The organism is Fusobacterium ulcerans ATCC 49185 (genome assembly GCF_900683735.1).
Taxonomy (GTDB): Bacteria; Fusobacteriota; Fusobacteriia; order Fusobacteriales; family Fusobacteriaceae; genus Fusobacterium_A; species Fusobacterium_A ulcerans_A.
Genome location: NZ_LR215979.1, coordinates 3,676,490 through 3,693,371, shown reverse-complemented (window position 1 = coordinate 3,693,371; position 16,882 = coordinate 3,676,490). Strand labels below are relative to the sequence as shown.

15 protein-coding genes are annotated in these 16,882 nt (G+C 30.9%); 2 read left to right on the top strand and 13 right to left on the bottom strand.

The window, feature by feature from the left end; translation table 11 throughout:
* Window positions 1-19 precede the first annotated feature (19 nt).
* From ileS to E0E45_RS16800, 5 genes are all read right to left on the bottom strand, one after another.
* Window positions 20-3,136, bottom strand: coding sequence for an isoleucine--tRNA ligase (gene ileS / locus E0E45_RS16820; protein WP_130892196.1), 3,117 nt, complete (start codon window positions 3,134-3,136; stop codon window positions 20-22).
* 325 nt (window positions 3,137-3,461) lie between these two features.
* Window positions 3,462-4,643 carry a UxaA family hydrolase gene (locus E0E45_RS16815; protein ID WP_130892195.1) on the bottom strand — a complete coding sequence of 394 codons (1,182 nt, stop codon included), beginning with the start codon at window positions 4,641-4,643 and terminating at the stop codon, window positions 3,462-3,464.
* 11 nt (window positions 4,644-4,654) lie between these two features.
* Window positions 4,655-4,990, bottom strand: a complete 336-nt coding sequence (locus tag E0E45_RS16810) for a UxaA family hydrolase (protein WP_130892194.1) — start codon at window positions 4,988-4,990, stop codon at window positions 4,655-4,657.
* Window positions 4,991-5,012: 22 nt separating this feature from the next.
* Entirely contained in the window at window positions 5,013-6,539 is a 1,527-nt protein-coding gene (locus tag E0E45_RS16805; RefSeq protein ID WP_130892193.1) for a BCCT family transporter, read from the bottom strand.
* Between the two features lie 10 nt (window positions 6,540-6,549).
* On the bottom strand, window positions 6,550-7,668 hold the full coding sequence (locus E0E45_RS16800) for a mandelate racemase/muconate lactonizing enzyme family protein (protein WP_130892192.1): 1,119 nt from the start codon (window positions 7,666-7,668) through the stop codon (window positions 6,550-6,552).
* Between the two features lie 251 nt (window positions 7,669-7,919).
* Between E0E45_RS16800 and E0E45_RS16795 the strand changes: the two genes are divergently transcribed.
* Window positions 7,920-9,290, top strand: a complete 1,371-nt coding sequence (locus E0E45_RS16795) for a sigma-54 interaction domain-containing protein (protein WP_130892191.1) — start codon at window positions 7,920-7,922, stop codon at window positions 9,288-9,290.
* Between the two features lie 89 nt (window positions 9,291-9,379).
* On the opposite strand, the gene E0E45_RS16790 is transcribed toward E0E45_RS16795, so the two are convergent.
* The 3 genes from E0E45_RS16790 to E0E45_RS16780 form a co-directional block, all read right to left on the bottom strand.
* Window positions 9,380-10,726, bottom strand: a complete 1,347-nt coding sequence (locus tag E0E45_RS16790; RefSeq protein ID WP_130892190.1) for an MATE family efflux transporter — start codon at window positions 10,724-10,726, stop codon at window positions 9,380-9,382.
* A gap of 71 nt (window positions 10,727-10,797) precedes the next feature.
* The gene (locus tag E0E45_RS16785; protein ID WP_130892189.1) at window positions 10,798-11,187 is read right to left on the bottom strand and encodes a PTS-dependent dihydroxyacetone kinase phosphotransferase subunit DhaM; all 390 of its coding nucleotides are present in this window, start codon (window positions 11,185-11,187) and stop codon (window positions 10,798-10,800) included.
* Between the two features lie 240 nt (window positions 11,188-11,427).
* A complete protein-coding gene (locus E0E45_RS16780; RefSeq protein ID WP_130892188.1) occupies window positions 11,428-11,646 on the bottom strand; it encodes a hypothetical protein in 219 nt (72 codons plus the stop codon).
* A gap of 157 nt (window positions 11,647-11,803) precedes the next feature.
* Here E0E45_RS16780 and E0E45_RS16775 point away from each other — a divergent pair, with 157 nt between their 5' ends.
* On the top strand, window positions 11,804-12,493 hold the full coding sequence (locus tag E0E45_RS16775; RefSeq protein WP_130892187.1) for a helix-turn-helix domain-containing protein: 690 nt from the start codon (window positions 11,804-11,806) through the stop codon (window positions 12,491-12,493).
* 60 nt (window positions 12,494-12,553) lie between these two features.
* Here the strand turns inward: E0E45_RS16775 and E0E45_RS16770 are convergent, their stop codons facing one another.
* The 5 genes from E0E45_RS16770 to E0E45_RS16750 all read right to left on the bottom strand — a co-directional run bounded on the left by E0E45_RS16770 (window position 12,554) and on the right by E0E45_RS16750 (window position 16,789).
* A complete protein-coding gene (locus E0E45_RS16770; RefSeq protein WP_130892186.1) occupies window positions 12,554-13,888 on the bottom strand; it encodes an MATE family efflux transporter in 1,335 nt (444 codons plus the stop codon).
* Window positions 13,889-13,918: 30 nt separating this feature from the next.
* Complete coding sequence (gene pgeF / locus E0E45_RS16765; RefSeq protein WP_130892185.1) at window positions 13,919-14,635, bottom strand: peptidoglycan editing factor PgeF; 717 nt, start codon at window positions 14,633-14,635, stop codon at window positions 13,919-13,921.
* Window positions 14,636-14,648: 13 nt separating this feature from the next.
* Window positions 14,649-15,662: a 3-deoxy-7-phosphoheptulonate synthase gene (gene aroF / locus E0E45_RS16760; RefSeq protein ID WP_130892184.1), complete on the bottom strand. Its 1,014-nt coding sequence runs from the start codon at window positions 15,660-15,662 to the stop codon at window positions 14,649-14,651.
* A 38-nt stretch (window positions 15,663-15,700) separates the two neighbouring features.
* Entirely contained in the window at window positions 15,701-15,991 is a 291-nt protein-coding gene (locus tag E0E45_RS16755; RefSeq protein WP_008698410.1) for a Smr/MutS family protein, read from the bottom strand.
* Between the two features lie 303 nt (window positions 15,992-16,294).
* Window positions 16,295-16,789: a GNAT family N-acetyltransferase gene (locus E0E45_RS16750; protein WP_130892183.1), complete on the bottom strand. Its 495-nt coding sequence runs from the start codon at window positions 16,787-16,789 to the stop codon at window positions 16,295-16,297.
* Window positions 16,790-16,882: the final 93 nt, after the last annotated feature.

Sequence of the window (16,882 nt, the reverse complement as noted above, 5' to 3'; positions counted from 1 at the left end):
TCAACCTCTTTTTATATTATTACTTATTTACTTTTACTCCAAAGACAACCTTTTCTCCATTTACATTAAATTCTCCTGTGAATCCATCTGCTTGTCCAAAGACTATTTCATCAGCAAGAGTATCATGCTTAATTTCTTCAGCATTTCTTTCAATGATTTCTTTAATTTTATCATTATCTTTTTCATAGAATATAATGTGATCAGTTACATCAAAATCTGCCTCTTTACGCATAGATTGAATTTTACTGATAACTTCTCTTACAAATCCCTCTTCTATTAATTCAGGAGTAAGTTTAGTATCAAGTACAACTGTTATCCCTCTATCTTCAAGAGGCATATATCCTTCTGTTTGAGCTGTTTCTATCAACAAATCATCTACAGTAAGAGATGCTTCCTCTCCATCAGCTAATTTAATAACTAAAACTCCATTAGTATCCAGCTCTTTTTTAGCTTTGCTTCCGTCCATCTCTGCCAACAGAGTACGGATTTCATTTACTTTCTTACCATATTTTTGTCCTAACACTTTTAATTGAGGTTTGAAAGTATATGAAGTAAATTGTGAAGTATCCTCTACAAAGTGAATCTCTTTAATATTAAGTTCTTCTTTTATAATGTTTTGATAAAGCTCTCCAACTTTATGTCCAGCTTTTACATAAATATTAGCTACTGGCTGTCTATTTTTTATATTAGCTGCATTTCTTGCTGCTCTTCCTAAAGTAACTACCTGGAGAACTTCTTCCATATCCTCTTCAAGTGCTTTATCTATAAGATCTTCATGTACTTCTGGGAAATCAGTCAAATGAATACTTTCAGGTGCAGTTTTATCTATACTGCATACCAGATTACGATAAATTTCTTCTGTTATAAATGGAATCATTGGTGCAGCAGCTTTTGAAATAGTAACAAGAGCTGTATATAAAGTCATATATGCTGTAATTTTATCAGCAGTCATATCTTGTACCCAGAAACGTTCTCTGCTTCTTCTTACATACCAATTACTTAATTCATCTACAAAATCCTGAAGAAGTCTTGCAGCTTCAAGAAGTTTGTAATCAGCAAGGTTTTCATCTACACCTTTTACTACTGTATTCAATTTAGAAAGAAGCCATTTATCCATAACAGTTAATTTATCTCTGTCCAAAGTATATTTAGTAGCATCAAACTGATCTATCTCAGCATAAAGAACAAAGAAAGCATAGGTATTCCATAATGTAGCCATGAATTTACGCTGCCCTTCCTGAACCGCTTTTCCATGGAATCTGTTAGGAAGCCAAGGAGCTGAATTTATATAGAAGTACCAACGAATAGCATCTGCTCCATAAGTAGCAAGTGCTTCAAATGGGTCTACTGCATTTCCCTTAGATTTAGACATCTTCTGTCCATTCTCATCTTGTACATGTCCCAATACAATTACATTTTTGTATGGTGCTTTATTGAAAATCAATGTAGATATTGCAAGAAGCGAATAGAACCAGCCTCTTGTCTGATCAACAGCTTCAGATATAAAGTCTGCTGGGAATTGTTTTTCAAATAAGTCTTTATTTTCAAATGGATAATGGTGCTGAGCAAAAGGCATTGACCCTGAATCAAACCAACAGTCAATAACTTCTGGTACTCTTGTCATTTGTTTTCCACAATGAGGACAAGTTATAGTTACTGCATCTATATATGGACGGTGAAGCTCAATATTCTCAGGGCAGTTAGGTGACATAGATTTTAATTCTTCTATGCTTCCAATAGCGTGATTATGTCCACATTCACATTCCCATACATTCAGAGGAGTTCCCCAGTAACGATTACGGCTGATTCCCCAGTCCTGAACATTTTCAAGCCAGTCACCAAAACGTCCTTTCCCTATAGTTTTTGGTATCCAGTTGATAGTGTCATTGTTTCTGATAAGGTCTTCTTTTACAGCTGTCATTTTGATAAACCAAGATTCTCTTGCATAATAGATAAGAGGAGTGTCACATCTCCAGCAGTGAGGATAATTATGCTCGAATACAGGTGCATCAAAAAGAAGTCCATTCTGTTCAAGAGTTTTCAAAATATCTTTATCTGCTTTTTTACAGAATACTCCAGGCCAAAGTGTTTCTTCTGTCATTTCTCCTTTAGAATCTACTAATTGTACAAATGGAAGATCATATTTTCTTCCTACATTGGCGTCATCTTCTCCAAATGCAGGGGCTGTATGAACTACTCCAGTACCATCAGTCAATGTAACATAAGTATCACAAGTTACATACCAGCATTTTTTATCTGGTTTTACAAAATTAAATAGAGGTACATATTCTTTGTACTCTAAATCTTTTCCTTTGTAACTCTCAATAATTGTATAGTTTTCTTTTAATACTGTTGGAACTAAAGCTTCTGCCATGTAGTAAGTATATCCTTCATGCTGAACTTTTACATAAGTTTCATTTGGATTTACACAAAGAGCCACATTTGAAGGCAGTGTCCAAGGAGTAGTTGTCCAAGCTAGAATATATGCATCTTCGTCTTTCACTTTAAACCTAACTATTGCTGATCTTTCTTTTACATCTTTATACCCTTGTGCTACTTCGTGACTTGATAGAGGTGTTCCACATCTTGGGCAGTAAGGAACGATTTTAAATCCTTTGTAAAGTAAATCTTTTTCCCATATTTGCTTCAATGCCCACCATTCAGATTCAATGAAGTTATTGTCATAAGTTACATATGGTTTTTCCATATCAGCCCAAAATCCAACTGTTTTAGAAAAGTCCTCCCACATTCCCTTATATTTCCACACACTTGTTTTACACTCTTCAATAAATGGTTGTAGTCCATAACTTTCTATTTGATCTTTTCCATTTATTCCCAATAATTTTTCTACCTCAAGCTCTACTGGAAGTCCATGTGTATCCCATCCAGCTTTTCTTGGTACATCATAACCTTTCATAGTTCTGTATCTAGGTACCATATCTTTTATTACACGAGTTAAAACATGCCCTATATGTGGTTTACCATTAGCTGTAGGAGGTCCGTCATAGAAAGTATATGTCTTATCTCCTTTTCTTAATTCAAGACTTTTTTCAAAAATTTTGTTCTCTTCCCAGTATTTTTCAATTTCCTTTTCTCTTTCTACGAAATTCAGACTCGTAGACACTTTTTTATACATAAAACCCTCCTGATAAAAAGTTTAGATTGTAATAAAAAAGACAGCTATGCAGGCTGTCTTCAACTTTCAATTTATTTCCTTAAGAAGAATAACTTAGACTACATAAATAATATCTATAATATTTTTATTGAAAGCATATTATTGATATTATTATAATTATAGCAGCTCTTAAAGTCATTTTCTTCTCCTTGTTATATTTTCTAAGTACAATATATCACATATCCTATACAAAAGTAAACCCTATTTTAATTTTATTCTTTATATAACAAAAGGATAAAAGAAATTTTTTAAATTCATTTTTTCTTTTATCCTTTATATTTAATCATTATTTATTTACACATTTCAAGTTTAACATTTTCTCTACTCTCTGGTCCTTTTGATAAAGAGTCATTGTAGAATCCCCATAATTTTCTATTTTTGTTGGTGTGCCATTAGCAATTTCTAAAACTTTTTGTACAATTAAATCAGCCCCCTGGCTAATCCCCATAGTTCCTTCCATTATTTCTGCCACATTGACATCTATATCATCATTCATCAAGTCAGAATTTCCACTTACTCTTATAACTGGGACTATTGCATTATTAAACCCTGCTGCTCCACTTGTCCACAATATTATATGAGCTCCTAAAGCTGCATAATTTACTCCTGCTCCTCCACAAAGCATAGTTACTTCTGACAAATAAAACCCTGCTTTAGTAGGCTTTTCAATGAAATCTTTATTTATTTGAAGAACATCTTGAATAGGTTTAGTTCCCATTTTATGCAATGCTCCTAAAGATTTCTCTTCTATTGTTGTTAATCCTCCTACACTGTTTCCTATACTCATTGTTTCTACATCTGTTCCTTCTACACTCCAACGAGCACGTTCATTGTTTATCAATATTTCAATTTTTTCTCTAACCTTATCAGAAACAGCTCTCTTAAATAATATTTCATTACATCCTTGTAACTCAAATAATTCTCCTCCAATACAAGTCATTCCCATATCTATTAATTTATCAATAGCCACTCCTACACTAGGATTAGATGCTATCCCTGAACTTGTATCACTTCCTCCACATTTAACTCCAACAACAAGTTTATCAAGTGTAAATTTCTCAAGTTTTAAATTTTTTATATATGCATCTATATCTGCAAGAATTTTTCTTCCTTTTTCTATTGTTTGTTTTGTTCCTCCGTTTTCCTGGCATACAAGAGTTGCAGTTAATTTTCCAGTCTCTTTTACTGGATCTGCTATCTGTTCAGGTAAAATACTTCCACACCCCATAGCTAGAACTATAATCCCTGCTGCATTTGGATTTTTAGAAACTTCTATCATTTGATTAAATGTTTCTTCATTTCCTCCAAGCATACATGTATACCAGTTTGTCAATACCACTGCATTTTCACTTTTTTCCGCTATTTTTCTTGCTATTCCATCACAACATTCATCTACTGAAATAATTAAAATTTTATTTCTTATACCTACTGTTCCATCAGGTCTTTTATATCCTAAAAAGTTCATCATTTTTCCTCCTCTTATTTTAACTTTATATTCATCTGTCTAATAATTTCTTTTTTAAAAGCAGGAGGAATATCTACTGATAAACTTTTTACATTATGAACATGTACTAATTCTCCTTTTGATATTCCTTTTGTTAATTCTCCTATTTTTTCACCATATTTTATAACCGCTTCCCCTTTTTTTAAATCAAATAAGGCTATTTTATTTCCATAAGGTATATCCTCTTTTGCTTCTATTTCGTATAAAAATTCATTTTGTTCATTATATATTCCAACTATATCTCCACATTTTACATCATTCAGAACTGTAGATACCTGATCTTTTTCATGCATTCTCACACTTCTTTTCATTACATTAATCTCCCTTAATAATTTATTTTTTATCTATCATATGTGCTTCAATCTGTCCAAAATCTTTGAACATCCACTGAATCATTCCTATAAGCATTACTATCATTATAAAGATAATTGGTACAGCTGTTATTATTGCACAAGTTTTTATTGTGTTTAGATTTGCTTTAATAAGAATCATTGTAAGAGGCACTAGAGCCAACATTACACACCAAAAAAGACGTAACATAGGATTAGGTTCTTCATTATTTTTAAGTCCTATTGATGATGTAGTTGCCATTGTAAATGCTGCTCCATCTAATGTTGTAGCAAGGAATAACAATGTTACTATGCAAAATACTATCATAAAAATTGAACCAAATGGTAATGAACGCAATACTTTAACAATAGCAATATTATCTTGTCCATTACTCAACATTCCTACCATATCAACGACTTTATTAAGCTGTCGTTCTAATGACAAACTTCCTAAAACTCCAAAGAATACAAAACATCCGAAACTTCCACTAATCAGTGTATTCGCAACTACAGAACGTATATTTCTTCCTTTTGAAACTTTTGCTATAAAAATCCCTGTAAAAGGTGCATAAGTTATCCAATACAACCAGTAGAACATAGTCCAAGATTCTGGAAAACCTGATTTTCCTATCGAATCTGTGAATAAACTCATTCCTATAAAATTTTGAAACATCAGGCCTAAAGATTGAGTTGTGTTATTAATTATAAATAACGTTGGTCCAAAAACAACTACTGCTACAAGGAAAATTATAACTAATTTTATATTCCAGTCTGCTATTTTTGACATTCCTTTTTGAATACCTATATATGAACTGAAAGAATATACAATTGAAATAACTACTATTATAAGAAAATTTATTATAAAACTTGGCTGTATTCCAATTACATTACAGAAAATTTCTGTAACCAGAGGAACTGATACCCCCAATGTTATACTTAATCCTCCAAAGCAGATAAATATAAATAATATATCCACTATTCTACAGATTATCCCATCTTGTTTTAACCCTGTTATTGAACTTATTACACTACTTAAACTAAGTCCTTTATTTTTTCTGACATGAAAATGATAAGCAATAGGAATTCCTGCAAGTGCATATAAAGTCCAAGCACTTATTCCCCAATGAAACATTGAATATGTAACACTCATTTCATATGCTCTGATAGAGTTAGGTACTATTCCTAAACCAGGAGTTCCTATATAATAAGCCCATTCGATAAATGCCCAATATACTGTTGCAGATCCAAGTCCACAACATATCATCATAGACACCCATTTAAATGTTGAGTATTCAGGTTCTCCCTCTCCTAATTTTATTCTCCCAAATTTACTGAAAGATATTCCTGCTAATAAAATGACTCCAATGAAAGTAAATAAAAGAGTTAATGATCCAAATACATCAGTGAATAATTTAAATATCTTATTTGCTATTTCCTGAGAAGATTCAGGCATAAAATATAAACATCCTACTATAATAAAAACAACTATCAAGCTTACTATAATTAATAATTTATCTAACTTTTTCTCCATTTCTCCCCCTCTATTTCATTCTATATTTTTTTATCATTTCCTCATCTAATTCTATTCCTAATCCTATACAATCAGGTACTGTTACATATCCATTTTCAAAAGGAATTCTATTTTTTACTAAATCCTTGAAAAGCGGACTATTACTTTGAGAATATTCCATCAAATCCCCATGCTCTGTTGCTGCTAAAAATTGAACTGTTGCTGCTAATAAAATCCCTGTACTAAAACCATGAGGAATTAATTTAGTTCCATTTAATTCAGCCATATCATATATTTTACACAGTTCACTTATTCCTCCACATCTTGTTACATCAGGCTGAACTATATCTGGCTGTGCACTTTTTAAAAATTCTTGAAATTCATAACGTGTAGTTAATGATTCTCCTCCAGCTATTTTTGCTGATGACACTCCTGATAATTTTGAATACCCTTTTAAATCATCTGCTAGTATAGGTTCCTCTATCCAGTTCAAATTATATTTTTCTAGTTTTTTTATCATTGATAATGAATTTCCATATGTTCTCCATTTACTTGCAAGATCTATTTCTAACTCAAAATCATCTCCTAATTCTTCTCTAACTGCTCTTACTATTTTTTCATCTAATTCTGGACTATCTCCTAAAACTCCACCACCAAATTTTAAACTTGTGAATCCTTGATTTTTTAGTTCACGAGCTATAATTTTATTCTCTTCTGGAGTATCTGCTGGAATAAATGTTCCATATGCTCTTATTTTATCTCTATATTTTCCCCCCAGCAACATATATATTGGAACTTTATAATATTGAGAAGCTATATCCCAAAGAGCTATGTCAATAGCACTTATAGCATGTATCCCTGCTCCCCTTCTCCCTACATAGTTGGAAGCCCAATACATCTTATCCCATAGTTTTTGTATCTCTAATGGATTTTCCCCTATCAATAGTCTTTTCAATCCACTACAGTATAAATTTGTCTCTGGTGCTTCTATAATCGCTTTCACAACCACTGGTGAAGTATCACTTTCTCCTACTCCAACTATTCCCATGTCTGTGTGAACTTTTACAATTACAGCATCCTCACCCCATTCACATGGACTATCCATTGGTGGTATTCTCAAACAAATAACTTCTACATCTGTGATTTTCATATGACATCTCCTTTTTTAATTAAGATTATTGTCTTATATATAAGCAATATCTATGCCATTTTTATTCTTATTTTATTTCAATCTAAAAAGCTTATTTTTTTCTTTCATTTTAAAATATATTTCTTTTTTGAGTTTTTTTCGACTCGAAAAGTTGAATCATTTTCAATTCAACGACTTGATTTCAACTCAATTTTAAAGTATAATAACATTATGTAATATTTTTGAACTTTTTATAATTAGGGGGGGAAATAATGTCATTTAAGAATTTACCTTTCAATATTAGTCTTGAAACAATTATGAAAATTATCGATAATATGTATGATGAAATTCTGATCTATGATAATCGCTACAATATTGTATATATTAATAAAGCCTGCCAAAGACATTATAATTGTACAGCTGAATCTATGATTGGAAAATCTTTTTTTGATTTTATAAACAAGGATAATAATTCTTGGGATTGTTCCATTCTTCCCATTGTATATAAAGATCGAAAACCTTATGCTGTTAAACAAAAAACATTTCTGGGAACTGAATTATTTACTATTGCAATTCCAATTTTTGATGAAAAAAATATTTTAAAATATGTTGTTATGAATGTAAGGGATAATACAGATGGTATAAAAATTTATAATCCTGATTATACATACAAAGATTCCATTGTAAAAAATATAGAGCCGCCTAAGAGCAATAATATTAAAATGCAGGAACTTCTAAAAATGATTGAGCGTATAAAAAATATTGATACTCCATGTATTTTAACTGGCGAAAGTGGAACTGGAAAAACTATGCTGGCTAAATATATCCATTCTATCAGTGATCGAGCAAATGAACCTTTTGTAAGTTTAAATTGTGCCAGCATTCCAACAAACTTAGTTGAGAGTGAATTATTTGGTTATGAAAAAGGTGCTTTTACAGGAGCAAATTCAAAAGGTAAAAAGGGGCTCTTTGAAACAGCAAACAAAGGAACTCTATTGTTAGATGAAATATCTGAACTTCCTCTTTCAGCTCAATCAAAATTACTTCATGTCCTGCAAGAGCAAAAATATTTACCAATTGGTGGAAATAAACCTATTGAAATTGATGTAAAAATAATTGCTGCAACTAATAAAGACTTGAGAACTTTAGTTTTCAACAAGCAATTCAGAGAAGACTTATATTACAGATTGAATGTTATAGAATTATATCTCCCCCCTTTAAGAGAGAGAAAAGAAGATATTTCATTTTTAATAAAAAGTTTTATTGAAAAGTTTAATAAAAAATATTTTTTCTCCAAATCTTTTACAAAAGAAGCTTTAGAAATACTAGAAGCTGCTCAATGGAAAGGAAATATAAGAGAATTACAGCATGCAATAGAAAGACTTATGGTTACTAATGATAGTTCTATTATCGGAATTGAACACCTTTCTGAAAAGCTTCCTAATCATTCTTCAGACAAAAATTCTATTGAAGAAGATTTTAGTATGTCATTTGATGAAAAGGTAAGTCATTACGAAGCCAATCTAATAAAAGAAGCTTATCAAAAATTTAAAACTTCAAGAAAAGTAGCTCAATACTTAAAAATAAGCCAAACCAAGGCTAATAAATTAATTAGAAAATACATAAATAATAATTCTTTATAAAAACCTAACTAAAAAAGATGTTCTTCCTTAATTTTAGGAAAAACATCTTTTTTAGTTCTTTTATTTTTGTTTATATGACTATTAATTATCTATACCAGATTTTTAGTTATTCTTATTTTTATTTTCTTGTATGTTGTTATCAAAAGAGGAACACTTACTGTCATACATAAAAGTTCTCCCAATGGAAGAGCCAGCCATAATCCTTTTTCTCCCAGAAATATTGGGAGTATGAAAAGAAGTCCTGCTACACATACAAGTGAACGGCACATTGCCACAGCTGCTGATTCCATAGGTTTTTCCACAGCAGTCAAAAAAGAACTGATTATAACATTCACAAATGAAAATAAATATTGAAATACTACAAAGCTCAAAGCTCTTCCAGTAAGAGCTATCAAATCAGCATTATCTTTTGAGAATACCTTTATAATAGGAGCACTATTAAATTTCATTACAAAGAAAAAGAAAAACCCTATGCTTCCTCCTGTAAAGAAAGCTGTTTTCAATACCATGTATATCTGTTCCATTCTTTTAGCACCAAGATTGTAGGAAACTATTGGCTGAAGTGCTTGTGATAATCCAAAAAGACATATATTTACCACTGTATTTACATAGAAAACAATAGTTAATGCTGATACTCCTATTTCTCCAATTCTTCTGATAAGTATATAGTTAAAGATAAAAGTAGCAAGAGCACTTGATACCATTGTGAGCATTTCAGAACTTCCATTATATAATATCTTTCCTAAAAGAATCCTGTTCCCATTAGGTTTTACTATATTAAGCCTGCTTCTGTTTTTAAAATAATTCCACATAAGAACTGCTCCAGCAGTTCCATTAGCTGCAGAAGTAGCAAGAGCTGCTCCAAGTACTCCCATATCCATCTTTACTATAAAAAGATAATCCATCAAAACATTTCCTGCAAGACATATTGTACAACTCAAAAATACAAGATTTGGCTTACCAGCTATTTTTATAAATCCCTCTGTAAATATTGGTATATTATATGGTATATTTAATACTAACATAGTTAAAAGGTAAGCTTTTACTAATGGAGCAAGAATTTCCGTTGCTCCTAATATTCCTATTATTCCATTTATAAAAAGAAATCCTAAAAGAGATATACTTCCTAAAAACACTACAAATATTTGAAGAGTAAATGACATTATCTCATTAGCTCTTTTAAATTTTCCTTTTCCTAAAGCTATTGAACAATATACTCCTCCACCAGCTGCTATCATCAGAGCTATACTATTAGTAAATAATATTATTGGCATAGACAGATTAATTGCTGCAAGTCCAGATGCTCCTTGAGTATTTGCTATAAATATACCATCTACCATCATTTGTATAGATACTATCAACATTCCCACTATACTTGGGACAGCAAACTTAAAAAACAGTCTGCTGACATTTTTACTTTCTAATTCATTATTCATTTTCTCACCTTCTCTATTACAAAAGAAAAAGATAACTTAAAAGCTGATATCCCTTTTAAGTTATCTCCCCCTTAAAACTTTGGAAACTCTTTTGATTCCTTTATAAATTCTACTAATGTTTCTAACTTTACCTTTGGATGATTGGAAGAAACTCCTACTATCGTTCCTTCTACTATTGGTGCATCTACTATTTCTACTCTTATTTCATTTTTTAATCTTTCTTTTGCTGTTTCTGCATTGCTCACTGAACTTCCCAAATCACAAAGTATCACTACTCCATCACCTTGTTCAGCTTTTCTTATTGCTTTGGTTATAACTTCAGGACAGGTCCCATACCCGTCATCATTTTCTAGTCCACCGCCATTTTCCAGCATAAAATCACTATTTTTAAGCTCCATACAAAAATTGATTATCTCTTGTGAAAGTTTAGGATTATGTGCGACTACTACTATTCCTACCATATTTCCCCCATAGAAACTATATTTTTATACTAACCTATATAACTTTTTTTTATTTAATTGTCAATAGCTGAAAACAATTTTTTATTTTATACTTTTGACAGTGTTTTTCACTTTTTATATTATAACATAAATTTTATATATATGTTAAATTTTTTTAAAAATAATAAAGGAAACTTTTAAAATCTCAGAGATAATAAAAATTTCCTTTTTAATATATTATTATTTTTTATTTATATCTTTTCAGCTGGCAATTTTTGCTGCCTCCTGTATATTTATACTGTCAAAAAATTTTTCAAGATATTTAAATGTATAGTCAAGGTTGTATGTTTTTATATTAATATTCTTTCCATTGTAGTTAAAGCTTATGTTAAAAATTTTATTTTCAGAAGAAACATTACATATTAATTTCACTGTCTTAAATGAAGTTTCCCACTTTTTATTTTTTATTAATATTTTCATATCCTTTACCCCCTTTACTATATCTAAAAATAGTTTATCTATATTTAAATATATATTAAACTATGAAGATGCTTTTGTCAACTCTTTTTTATTTTTGTTGTAAAATTTTTATTTTTATATTATAATTATTTATATATAGATACACAGGAGGTGCAATATGAATTTTAAAACCTTTTTAAGAAACCATAGGGAAGAAATGGGTTACAGTCAAAATAGGTTAGCTAAAACAATCGGAATTACCCAATCATATTATAATACAATAGAAAGAGGAGAAGTGAGAAATCCTCCTAGTGAAGAGATACTTGATAAGATGATAGCAATTCTTCAATTGAGTGCAAAAGAAGCTGCTGAATTTAAATATTTAGCTGCTATTGAAAGAACTCCAGCAATAATACTGGATGAACTAAAAAAACTAGCAAAACAAAAAGATGCTTCTCCAAGAGTTGCTGCATCTGAATTAAAAGATTTAGATAATTACATTCCTCTTTATTCAAGAATAAGTGCAGGAATAGGAGTATTTACTGAAGAAGAACCTGTAGATTTTATATCTATTCCAGGTGTAAGAAATATTGAAACTCTTTTTGCTGTTAATGTGAAGGGAGATTCTATGGAGCCAACTATCAAAAATTCTTCTATTATTCTTTGCAGGAAAGGAGTAGAAGTAAGAAATGGCGAAATAGGAGCTTTTATAGTTAATGAAGAATCATATGTAAAAAGATTGAAAGTAACTGGAAATTACATTGCACTAATCAGTGACAATCCTAATTATCAGCCTATTTACATAGGACCTGGTGAAGAATTCAGTGTTGTAGGAAAAGTATTGAAAGTTATAAACGATATTCAATAAATAAAAAAACTGTACCCTCTCTTTTATTTAAGATTTTAGGTACAGTTTTTTATTTGTTTTCTATCTTACTGTTGACTTTATCCACTTATCTCCACGAAGCCTTATAAGACAGGCTACCATTTTCAATGGTGTTTCAAGTCTTAATATCACAAGAACCAAAGCTGGGTTCCAATGCCATTTAAAAGCCGCCATAAATCCTATTGGAAGCAGACACCACAAGAATGATATATCCACAGTTGCTGCAAACCTTGTATCTCCACTTCCCCACAATATTCCTCCTATAATAGGAGCTGATATTGCTCTGAACATAGTGATAAAAGCATATGCAAGCATAAAATGTCTGGCTAATTTCAAAGTAGCTGGCTGTAAGCTGTAGAATGAAAAGAATGGTTCACTTACACCTAATAAAAATGCAGCTGTTATCACTCCACATACAGCAAAGAATTTTACAAGAGCTTTTGAAGCTTTCTTAGCTGCTGCAATTTCTCCAGCACCAATATATCTTCCCATAATTACAGCTGAAGCACTTCCCACTCCCTGTACAAATGAGAGAGCAAACTGATGAAGTACATTACATATACTGTTAGCTGCCACTACAGCTGCTCCCATATGCCCTAATATCGCTGAGTGAGCTGAAAGCCCCAGCCCCCAGAATAATTCTCCAATTATTACAGGAAGTCCATATTTTATCATATCTTTAAACAGTATCCGATCATAAAGCTTCAGCATTATAGGTTTAAATTTTAAAACTTTCTCATATTTTTTTAGATATATCATTACTAGAGCTACTTCTACTCCTCTAGCCATTACTGTTCCCAATGCAGCTCCAACTATTCCCATTCTTGGAAATCCAAAATGTCCAAAGATAAATACATAATTAAAAAATACATTTGTAAAAAATGACACTGTATATATCCATAGAGAAAGCTTTACATCCTGCAGACTTCTTAATACTATTAAAAATGTTGTAGTTATTCCAAAACATATATATGATACAGAAACTGCTCTTAAATATTTTGCTCCCTGCTCTATAACTGCTGTTTCAGGAGTAAATATTTTCATAACTGCTGCTGGACATATTAATAATAGCAGAGTAAATATAACACTCAAGCCTATTGCCAGTTTTAATACCATTGCTGCTATTTTTCTCAGATTTTTTAAATCTCTTTTTCCAAAATACTGACTGCATAGAACTCCTGCTCCACATCCCAATCCAGATACAAGTATAGAAAAAAGAAAAAATACCTGCCCAGCCAAACTTGAAGCTGACAGCACAGTTTCTCCCAAACTTCCAAGCATAAGTGTATCCATCATATTTACACTATATGAAATTATATTCTGGAATGCAATAGGCATAGTTATTGCCAAAAGGTTTCTATAAAAAGCTTTATCCAAGATTATTCTCCCCCAATAAATATTTCATAATCATCTAAAATAAATAAAGCCTCCTGCTCTCCCTGAATTTTCTTTATCTCTTCTGAAAGATTGAAATCTTTTATCTCTGAATGTACAATATCCATTTGTTATTATTTTAGACTTGTCCACTTCATTAGCTATCAAATTTAGATGATTAAATTTCTGATTATCAAAATATATTTTCCCATTTTTTTCTACAAAACTTTCAGCTATTATATCAGATGGAAATTTTTCTGAGAACAGGTCTTTAAATTCCTGCCCAACTTCATAATTTTCCTGTCCAATACCTATACCAAAAGCAAAATAAACATTTTTTATATCTGTTCCATAATTTTCTTCCATTAGTTTTACAGCTTCTAAAGTTATTTCCTGAAGAGTTCCTCTCCAGCCAGAGTGTACTAGTCCAATAACTTCTTTTACAGGATCATAAATATATACAGGAAGACAATCAGCATATTTGGTAAATATAACTACATCTTTTCTGTCTGTTATAAATCCATCTGTATTTTCAAAATATTTCTGGTCTATCTCTTTTATTACCTGTATATTTTTACTATGAGTTTGATATCCTGATATCAGTATTCTGCTTCCAAGAGCAAAATCTTCTACAAGTTCTTCCCGTGTTTTCTGTTTTGCATTCCCATAGGAGATATCTGTAAATATAGTTCCTATTCCCATATCTTCAAATTCTCTTATTATTAAATGGCTTCCTTTATCTTCAAACATATCTTACCTCTTTCTATATGAGATTTTTCTTTACTTCCAAAACTTTTTTCAAATTTTCTGTCAGTTTTTCAAATCCAGGGAAATCTAATGATTGAACTCCATCAGAAATTGCACATTCTGGATTTTCATGTACTTCTACCATTGTCCCATCTGCCCCAGCTATTACTCCTGCCAATGTTACAGGCTCTACAAGATTTCTTCTTCCTGTTCCATGACTTGCATCTATTATTATTGGAAGATGTGATTTCTCTTTTATTAAAGGAATGGCATTTATATCCACAGTATTTCTAGTTATTGTTTCAAATGTTCTGATTCCTCTTTCACACAGTATTATTTTTGTATTTCCATATGCAACTATATATTCTGCTGCCATAAGAAGATCTCTCATTGTTGCACTTAGCCCTCTCTTTAAAAGTATAGGCTTATCACATTTCCCAAGCATTTTAAGAAGGCTGAAGTTCTGCATATTTCTTGCCCCTATCTGAAGTATATCAGCATATCTGGATACAAGAGATATATCCTGAGTATCCATTACTTCTGTTACTACTAAAAGGTCGTACTTGTCTGCTGCCTCTTTCATGTATTTTAGTCCCTCTTCTCCCAAACCTTGAAAATCATAAGGAGAGGTTCTTGGTTTAAAAGCTCCTCCTCTCAATACCTGGGCTCCAGATTTTTTTACTCTTTCAGCTATTTCAAATATAGATTTTCTACTCTCAACAGCACAAGGACCAGCCATAAGCATGAAGTTTCCTCCACCTATTTTTCTTCCTTTGATGTCTATCACAGTATCTTCTTTTTGAAATTCCCTGCTGACAAATTTATAGCTTTTTCCAATGGGAACCATTTCATCAACGCCATCAAAAGACAGAAGTACATCTATATCTACATTTTTTTTATTTCCCATTACTCCTATTTTCAGGATATCCTCATCTTCTATTATTATAATTCCTAATCCGTTGCTTTTTAAAAATTCTATTATTTTTTCTTTTTCATGTTCACCAATATTTTTTTTAGTTTTTATATACATAATTACCTTCCGATTAAATAGTTTAGATTCTCTATCAGCTAAAATCCAATTTTTTTCTTTTTAGGCTGAGGAAGATTTTTCAACGGCATGACATATGTCACTCCAGGATTCAAATCTATTCTCATTCTCACACAGTCTTTATTTTTAGAGAAAAATTGTCTTATTTTCGTTCTTATTACAGCTTCTCCATCTAAAAATTTTGAGCCATATCCATGTATCACTTTTATCTCTTTTCTTTCGCCTTTTTTGTATAAAGCATTATATTTAGTTATAAAAACCCTCAAAGCATCATCAAAGTTCATTTGATGAAGGTCGATTTCATTATACATTTCAGCAATATCTCCTAATTTTTTTTACAAAAAAGCCTGTCAAAAACTTTAGCCTTATTTAATAGAATAACATAATTTACAAAAAAATAAAAGAGATATATCCTCTTATGGAAATATCCCTCATAACTTTATTTAAAATAATACTTTTTAATCATTTACTGAATTCTAACTCACTTCATTCAATAATATTATTTTTTACATTTTATTTGTTTCATTAATTACACAAACTTTTCTAATTTCCAAATTTCTAAAATTTAGTTTAGATTTTTATTTTTCTATACATTAATTATTTATTTATAATTTTTAAATATCTTTCTCTAGTCTAATTTCATAAATTGGCTCATCACACCATTCAGTTTCCAAAAATCTATCTGTTTCATAAAATCCTTGATGACTATAAAATGATAATGCCCTGTCTAAATTACTTGCTGTCCAGAGAAAAATATGTTTGTACTCACATTTTTCAGCAAATTTCAGCAGATTATCCATCATTGCTCTTCCTACTCCATATTTTCTATATTCTTTTTCTACAATAAACCAACGAAGCTGTCCTTCCCATAGCTTGTCAGAATCTGGTATAATCAAAGCTATGGCTCCAATGGGTTTTCCCTCTGCTTCAGCAATCCAAATTTTTTCTCTTTCAAACTTTGTTACAACAAGAAAATCATCTAAAGTTTTTTTTACATAATCATAAAAGCTTCTTTTGATGTACCCATATTCTGTTGAATATATCTCCCAATGCTTCTCAACAATAAAATCTAAGTCCTCATTTTTATACTCTCTAATTATAAAATTCATAGTCCCCCCTAAAATGCTGCTGTATAAAATTATTTTTGTCTTTGCTTAATTTCACTGGACTAAGCTATCTACTTTTAACATTTTTATGATACT

Bases quoted from the DNA above. Each gene is read 5' to 3' on its own strand.
- E0E45_RS16810 (WP_130892194.1), bottom strand. From the start codon at position 4,990: ATGAAAAGAAGTGTGAGAATGCATGAAAAAGATCAGGTATCTACAGTT.
- E0E45_RS16815 (WP_130892195.1), bottom strand. From the start codon at position 4,643: ATGATGAACTTTTTAGGATATAAAAGACCTGATGGAACAGTAGGTATA.
- E0E45_RS16775 (WP_130892187.1), top strand. From the start codon at position 11,804: ATGAATTTTAAAACCTTTTTAAGAAACCATAGGGAAGAAATGGGTTAC.
- E0E45_RS16750 (WP_130892183.1), bottom strand. From the start codon at position 16,789: ATGAATTTTATAATTAGAGAGTATAAAAATGAGGACTTAGATTTTATT.
- E0E45_RS16785 (WP_130892189.1), bottom strand. From the start codon at position 11,187: ATGGTAGGAATAGTAGTAGTCGCACATAATCCTAAACTTTCACAAGAG.
- aroF (WP_130892184.1), bottom strand. From the start codon at position 15,662: ATGTATATAAAAACTAAAAAAAATATTGGTGAACATGAAAAAGAAAAA.
- E0E45_RS16755 (WP_008698410.1), bottom strand. From the start codon at position 15,991: ATGTATAATGAAATCGACCTTCATCAAATGAACTTTGATGATGCTTTG.
- E0E45_RS16800 (WP_130892192.1), bottom strand. From the start codon at position 7,668: ATGAAAATCACAGATGTAGAAGTTATTTGTTTGAGAATACCACCAATG.
- ileS (WP_130892196.1), bottom strand. From the start codon at position 3,136: ATGTATAAAAAAGTGTCTACGAGTCTGAATTTCGTAGAAAGAGAAAAG.
- E0E45_RS16780 (WP_130892188.1), bottom strand. From the start codon at position 11,646: ATGAAAATATTAATAAAAAATAAAAAGTGGGAAACTTCATTTAAGACA.
- E0E45_RS16805 (WP_130892193.1), bottom strand. From the start codon at position 6,539: ATGGAGAAAAAGTTAGATAAATTATTAATTATAGTAAGCTTGATAGTT.
- E0E45_RS16790 (WP_130892190.1), bottom strand. From the start codon at position 10,726: ATGAATAATGAATTAGAAAGTAAAAATGTCAGCAGACTGTTTTTTAAG.
- pgeF (WP_130892185.1), bottom strand. From the start codon at position 14,635: ATGTTTGAAGATAAAGGAAGCCATTTAATAATAAGAGAATTTGAAGAT.
- E0E45_RS16795 (WP_130892191.1), top strand. From the start codon at position 7,920: ATGTCATTTAAGAATTTACCTTTCAATATTAGTCTTGAAACAATTATG.